This window comes from Skermanella sp. (assembly GCF_059503625.1).
Map to the genome: position 1 here is coordinate 1 of NZ_JCACHA010001077.1, position 5,667 is coordinate 5,667.

Annotated in this window: 9 protein-coding genes; 4 read left to right on the plus strand and 5 right to left on the minus strand. The window is 60.7% G+C overall.

Going from position 1 to position 5,667, the window contains the following annotated elements; translation table 11 throughout:
• Positions 1-218: 218 nt before the first annotated feature.
• Entirely contained in the window at positions 219-530 is a 312-nt protein-coding gene (locus tag AC5JJ6_RS38840) for a hypothetical protein (protein WP_496047167.1), read from the minus strand.
• 193 nt (positions 531-723) lie between these two features.
• Entirely contained in the window at positions 724-939 is a 216-nt protein-coding gene (locus tag AC5JJ6_RS38845; RefSeq protein ID WP_496047168.1) for a hypothetical protein, read from the minus strand.
• Positions 940-1,002: 63 nt separating this feature from the next.
• Here AC5JJ6_RS38845 and AC5JJ6_RS38850 point away from each other — a divergent pair, with 63 nt between their 5' ends.
• Entirely contained in the window at positions 1,003-1,437 is a 435-nt protein-coding gene (locus tag AC5JJ6_RS38850) for a YkvA family protein (protein ID WP_496047169.1), read from the plus strand.
• A 300-nt stretch (positions 1,438-1,737) separates the two neighbouring features.
• Here the strand turns inward: AC5JJ6_RS38850 and AC5JJ6_RS38855 are convergent, their stop codons facing one another.
• Complete coding sequence (locus tag AC5JJ6_RS38855; protein ID WP_496047170.1) at positions 1,738-2,667, minus strand: LysR family transcriptional regulator; 930 nt, start codon at positions 2,665-2,667, stop codon at positions 1,738-1,740.
• A gap of 108 nt (positions 2,668-2,775) precedes the next feature.
• Here AC5JJ6_RS38855 and AC5JJ6_RS38860 point away from each other — a divergent pair, with 108 nt between their 5' ends.
• From AC5JJ6_RS38860 to AC5JJ6_RS38870, 3 genes are all read left to right on the plus strand, one after another.
• Positions 2,776-3,534: an SDR family oxidoreductase gene (locus AC5JJ6_RS38860; RefSeq protein WP_496047175.1), complete on the plus strand. Its 759-nt coding sequence runs from the start codon at positions 2,776-2,778 to the stop codon at positions 3,532-3,534.
• A 71-nt stretch (positions 3,535-3,605) separates the two neighbouring features.
• Positions 3,606-4,211, plus strand: a complete 606-nt coding sequence (locus AC5JJ6_RS38865; RefSeq protein WP_496047171.1) for an NADPH-dependent F420 reductase — start codon at positions 3,606-3,608, stop codon at positions 4,209-4,211.
• 37 nt (positions 4,212-4,248) lie between these two features.
• On the plus strand, positions 4,249-4,650 hold the full coding sequence (locus AC5JJ6_RS38870; protein WP_496047172.1) for a nuclear transport factor 2 family protein: 402 nt from the start codon (positions 4,249-4,251) through the stop codon (positions 4,648-4,650).
• Between the two features lie 291 nt (positions 4,651-4,941).
• Here the strand turns inward: AC5JJ6_RS38870 and AC5JJ6_RS38875 are convergent, their stop codons facing one another.
• Both AC5JJ6_RS38875 and AC5JJ6_RS38880 read right to left on the minus strand, forming a co-directional pair.
• Positions 4,942-5,301, minus strand: coding sequence for a hypothetical protein (locus tag AC5JJ6_RS38875; protein WP_496047173.1), 360 nt, complete (start codon positions 5,299-5,301; stop codon positions 4,942-4,944).
• Positions 5,302-5,387: 86 nt separating this feature from the next.
• Positions 5,388-5,667: hypothetical protein (locus tag AC5JJ6_RS38880; RefSeq protein WP_496047174.1), on the minus strand; the 280-nt coding region annotated here is incomplete at its 5' end.

Genomic DNA, 5,667 nt, shown 5'->3' on the forward strand with positions numbered 1-5,667 from the left:
AGGACACTGCCTAGCGGAGAGTGCTGCACCGAAACCTTATTTCATCCAACAACATCGCGCTCTCGGTACACAGAGATGCCGCCCGGGTACATGCTTCATGGGTCACCTTGGTCAGATCCTGGCTTCGTGCGGTCTGCTCCGCCACCCATTGCAGGAGATGGCGGGTGCACTCGACCTGATCGGGATCGTCCGCCTCACGGCCGCGGTGGAGGAAGGTCTCAGGCAAGCCGCTGACCTTCTGTATGAAAGGGGGGCTGCGTCCGGATGCGATCGGTTACGATGAACAGCCCAACTGCCTGTGCCTGTTCAACGATCCGCTGGCAAAGTGCGACCGCCTCGTCAGCCTCTCTCTGGCGCTCCGCATGTCCGCTATGCTGACGCGCCCAGGCAAGCACCTCAACCGCCTGACAGACAAGCTGGAGTGTCCGCTCCAAGCGGCCTGGGTCCTTGCTTAGGGTGATCAGTGCCAGGTGAGCTAGATCGGCCAGTCTGTCCAGGCGGTCACGTATGAAATTGGTCTCGTCCGTCATGCCTGTGTAGGGCTTCAAAATTGCTTCCCATCAATTAAGACTATCTGATGGTCGATAATCAAGATCGGGCACAGCATAGGCGTCTGTACGCTTTCGAACATCAGAGTTCGCGACATCAGGCGCAGAACGGGATTTATGGGACATGCTGCACCTTTCCAAAGCGGAGCCAGGTAGGTACTTTATGGAAAGGCTGCTACCGAGGGCTGTTGCCACCCATGCTGCGCAACTCATCTGGTGGTTCCGCCGGTTCACTCGACTGGCGCTCCGCCTCCAGGCTGGCTGCGTGCTGATAAACTTGGGCGAATAGCAGGAACGTGTCGCTGACGGCCTGAAACTTATGCAACAGGTGCACGCATTCCTGAGGTGAGGACTGCCACGCCATCGCTGCTATCTCGGTCATGTCGTCCAAGCTGGCGCTCAGAAAGTCGGGATCCTGTGTCATGCTCAGCCTAACGGCGTAGCAGCAGGGGTGTTGCAGGCCAAAGTGCATAAAACTTTTCTTGAAAGGTTTCCCGGCGGCGTGGAACAAGGTGGAGCGAAGCAGATCCTGCAACGGATCGAGGAATGGGCGCGAGCGATCAGGAGGGATGTTCACGCCCTTTGGCTCGCTGCCCGCGATCCCCGCACTCCCTGGTATGCCAAGGCCTTCGCGCTGGCAATTGCCGCTTACGCGCTCTCTCCCATCGACCTGATCCCCGACTTCATTCCAATCCTTGGTTACCTGGATGAAGTGATCCTGCTGCCTCTGGCGATCACGCTGGCTGTCCAACTGGTGCCTCCGGATCTAATGGCCGAGCATCGCGCCGCCGCCACCAGGGCCGAGGGAAAGCCCGTCAGTCGCGCGGGCGCGGCCGTCATCGTAACGGTGTGGCTAGTGGCGGCAGTGGCGCTGATTTGGTGGCTATAGCCCCACGTCGCATGGTGACCGCCGCTGAGGAATGTTATGGAAGGCGAGAGGCAAGCCTGTAGTCTTGACTTGCCATATAAGCTTGATCGTTCTATGGCGCTTTCCCTAGTAGTGAAAATCATCGAGAAAACATTCCGAACTAGTAAGGCCAGCGCTATATGGGCCAGAATTTACCAATATATCCTTGCTTTATTTGTGATACAGAACGTCCTTTGGGCTATTCAAGTATGCACTTTGGGCGATTTTAAAGGCAACGCTTGCTTCAGTTCAACGAAACGCTAATCGAGGAAGCGGTAACGTCTATGCTAAGCTCCCGGCGAACCGTTCAGCCAGGCGCTGCTCTTTGAACGCTGCATTGACCCAATCGACGAAGATCCTGGTTTTCGCGGGCAACAGCGTGCGCGATGCGTAATAGATCGAGATCGCGCCCGCATCGGAGTACCAGTGCGGCGCCAGGCGACGGAGTTGACCGCTTTCCAACGCTGGCAGCACGTCGGGAACGGCGAGCATGGCGACACCGAGGCCCAGCAGCGCCGCTTCGCGCATGGCGCTGGGGTCATTGACGATGATGGACTCCTGAAGGAGCGCAGGCATCTCCCGGCCGGTGACATCGCGCATGGTCCAATGCCGGACACGGCCGGTCTGCAGCGAGCGCATCACGATACCGGTCAATCCCCGAAGCCCCGCAGGATCGCTTGGAGGCACCTGGCCGTTCATGTAGGCGGGTGACGCGACCGCGATGATGTGCGCCGGCGCCAAGGTTCGGGCTACGATCCCTGGGGACAGATCGAAGCCGCCCCCGATGGCGGCATCATAGCCTTCCGCGACGAGATCGACCTGCCGGTTCTCGAAATGCCATTCGGGTCGGATGCCCGGATAACGCGCCAGAAATCCCGGCAGCAGGGGCAGAATGTGGGTCACGCCGAAGGTGGGAGCCAGGCTGACCTTGAGCGTGCCGGCGGGCTCCCCGCCATCAGCGGCAACGCCCGCAATCGCGGCCTGAATTCCCTCCAGATTATCGGCAATTGCCAGCCGGAACGTTTCTCCCGCTTCGGTCAGGGTCAGCTTACGCGTCGAGCGGTGAAACAGCCGCACACCGAGATTGCGCTCCAGCATGGCGACGTTCCGGCTGACCGCGGCCGGCGTCAGCGACAGCCGCCGGGCTGCTTCGGAGAAGCTGCCATGCTCCGCGCTCTGCATGAAAGCTTCGAGGTTGGCGAGGGTTTCCAAGGGGCCTCTTCAATGGATCGTTGAAATAGTACCAACTCAGTCATGCCTAATGCAAAGGGAATGATGGCGCTATGTTCACTCCATCAACTAAACCAAGGAGTGAATGCCATGACCCAAATTTCCCAACCTCTCGTCGGCAAAGCGGCACTCGTGACCGGCGGATCGCGCGGCATCGGTGCGGCCATCGTCCGACGTCTCGCCCGCGACGGCGCCGATGTCGCGTTCAGCTACGCCGCCTCGCACGAGCAGGCCGAGCATCTCGTCCGAGAGGTGGAAGCCCTCGGCCGCCGCACGGTCGCCATCAAGGCTGACCAGGCCAACACCCCTGAAGTTGAGGCTCTGGTGCGTCAGGCTCACTCGACGTTCGGTCGCCTCGACATTCTGGTCAATTCAGCGGGCGTTTTCGTCACCGGCACCGTTGATGATGCCGATGCCGACATCGCCGCCTTCGACAGGCAGCTCAACATCAATGTGAAGGGCGTGGCGGTGGCGGTCCGCGCCGCGGTGCCGCTCATGACGGACGGCGGCCGCATCGTCTCGATCGGCACCACGGGCGCGGTGCATGTCCCTTTCGCCGGTGCGGCCGACTACGTCGCCACCAAGGCGGCAGTGGCGGCTTATACCCGCGGATGGTCGCGCGATCTCGGCCCACGTAACATTACGGTCAACGTGATACAGCCCGGCGCCATCAATACCGAAATGAACCCGGAAAATGGTCCATTCGCCGAAATGCTGAAAGGCCTCGCCGCCCTTGGCCGTTACGGCCAGCCTGAAGACATCGCCGCGGCGGTCGCCTTCCTTGCCGGTCCTGACGCCGGGTACATCACTGGCGCCACGTTGAACGTCGATGGCGGCCAGTCCGCCTGATCGCAAGCACCAAATACCCAACACCCAACACCCAACACCCAACACCCAACACCCAACACCGGGGAGACACTATGTCGAGTATCGGCATTATCGGTGCGGGCCAGATCGGCCGCGCCATCGCCACCGCCCTCGCCCGCGTCAACATCCGTGCCACGATTTCCAACAGCCGCGGACCGGAAAGCCTGACGGAGACCGTCGCCGCCCTTGGGCCAGGCATCACGGCCGGCACGCGTGAGGACGCGGCGGCGAAGGATATCGTCTTCGTCGCGGTCAACTGGTCGAAGCTGTCTGCCGCACTCGCAGGATTACCTGACTTCGGCGGCCGCATTGTCATCGACGCCAACAACCCGATCGAAGCGCCGCTGTTCAAGCCCGTGCCCCTTGGCGACCATTCTTCGTCGGAAGTGTTCGCGAGCCTGGTGCCCGGTGGACGGGTCGTCAAGGCGTTCAATCATCTCCAGCCGCATCTGGTTGCCGGCGATCCGTCCAGCAACGGCGGCAAACGTGTGCTCTTTTACTCAGGCGACGACAGCGATGCGAAGGCGCAGGCAGGTGCGCTGATCGACCGGCTCGGCTTCTTCGGCATCGACCTCGGTCCGCTCGCCACTGGCAGCCGTCTTGTCCAATTCCCCGGTGGTCCGCTCCCCGCTCTGAACCTGGTCAGATTCAACAACTAGCGTGAGCGGCAATGTCGCTCCAGAGAAGGGAAAGTCCATGTCTATCGCGGATCAAACCACAAAGCAGGAAGAAGAGCCTGACTACAATCATCTTCTACGCTCGAACCTGGAGCGCGTCTTCAATGAGCGCGATGCGCAGAAGCGCGCAGCAGCCCTCGAAGACCTGTTTGTCGCCGAGCCCACCATGTACGAACCGACCAACATCGTGACGGGACGCGCCGCGATCTCCGCTGTTGCCGGAAGTCTTCTGGAGCAGTTCGGACCGACATTCCATTTCACACCCGAAGGCGATGCCGTCGGGCACCACGGTCTGGGATCGCTGCACTGGCAGGCCGGTCCAGCCGATGGACCAGTTGTGATCACCGGCATGGATGCGGCTGAAATCGTCGATGGAAAGATCGCAAGACTCTGGGTGCTCCTCACTCCGCCGAAATCCTGAATACGGGTGATCCTATCGGCGTGGCGGCTTGTCAAACCGCATCGGCAAACCGCCAAGCCGATAGGATGATGGTCCGGACGCCGAGGCACACATTGGCGCAGCCAATGTATAAGTGCACACAGTCATAGACATTCCGGCGGCTTTGATTTTACCCCGATTACCGGGATGTAGATCTTGCAAGAGGACCATCGGGTAACCTCGTGAAACACTTCTTCCCAGTCTGTTCCAAGGTGCCGCCGACGGTCAGCCCCCTCGGCCGATCCGGTGGGAAGAGATCTGCAGACGCGGCTTTCAAAGGCAGCTCCGCACCGGGCAGCGCTGGGTCAGCCGTCTCCGCGACGCGGACCCGTCATCATCCGGAACGGCGCCCTTCGAGAGGGTGTGGAAGATGCCGTCGAAGCGGCGGGCTCCGTGGATCGAGGTGGCTGATTGCGAGACAATCAACTCTATAGAGCAGCGGTCTGTCGAAGCCCTGAGTGGCGCGTTGTCGGAACTTGGCCGGATTATTGAGCTGGTGCGTTCCGCGCCATGATGCGGTGCCAGCAGGCGGAGCGGCTGGATGCCTGGCTGGCAGCGGCCAAGAAAACCGCTCTGGCCAAGTTCGCCGATGGCCTTGTCCGCGATCTCAGGAGATCCGGAAAGCGTTGTCACTGCCGTGGGGTTCCGGTCCTGTGGCGGGACAGATCAGCGACCCGAAGACGATCAAGCAAACCATGTCCGGTTGTGACAGGTTCGATCTAGACCGGCAGCGCGCTCTCAATGCTGCCTGAAATGATGCCACTCCAGTCCGATACCGCTGGATCGGGAATGCGAATGGACCCTATCCTGACGCTGGTTCGTTGGTTGACACGGAGTTCAGGCTGAAGCTGCGGCATGCAAAGACAGGGACGGCCTCTCGCATCTGGTACGTCAATGCACGTGACGGATAAATCCCTCTCATCGAGGCCCTTGGCATTGCTCATGAAGCAGCAAGCCACGCCAGCCTGTACCCTGTCAAGCTTGGCGCCGCACAGTAAA

Coding starts and splice junctions, on each gene's coding strand:
- AC5JJ6_RS38840 (WP_496047167.1), bottom strand. CDS start 530: ATGACGGACGAGACCAATTTCATACGTGACCGCCTGGACAGACTGGCC.
- AC5JJ6_RS38860 (WP_496047175.1), top strand. CDS start 2,776: ATGACCCAAATTTCCCAACCTCTCGTCGGCAAAGCGGCACTCGTGACC.
- AC5JJ6_RS38865 (WP_496047171.1), top strand. CDS start 3,606: ATGTCGAGTATCGGCATTATCGGTGCGGGCCAGATCGGCCGCGCCATC.
- AC5JJ6_RS38870 (WP_496047172.1), top strand. CDS start 4,249: ATGTCTATCGCGGATCAAACCACAAAGCAGGAAGAAGAGCCTGACTAC.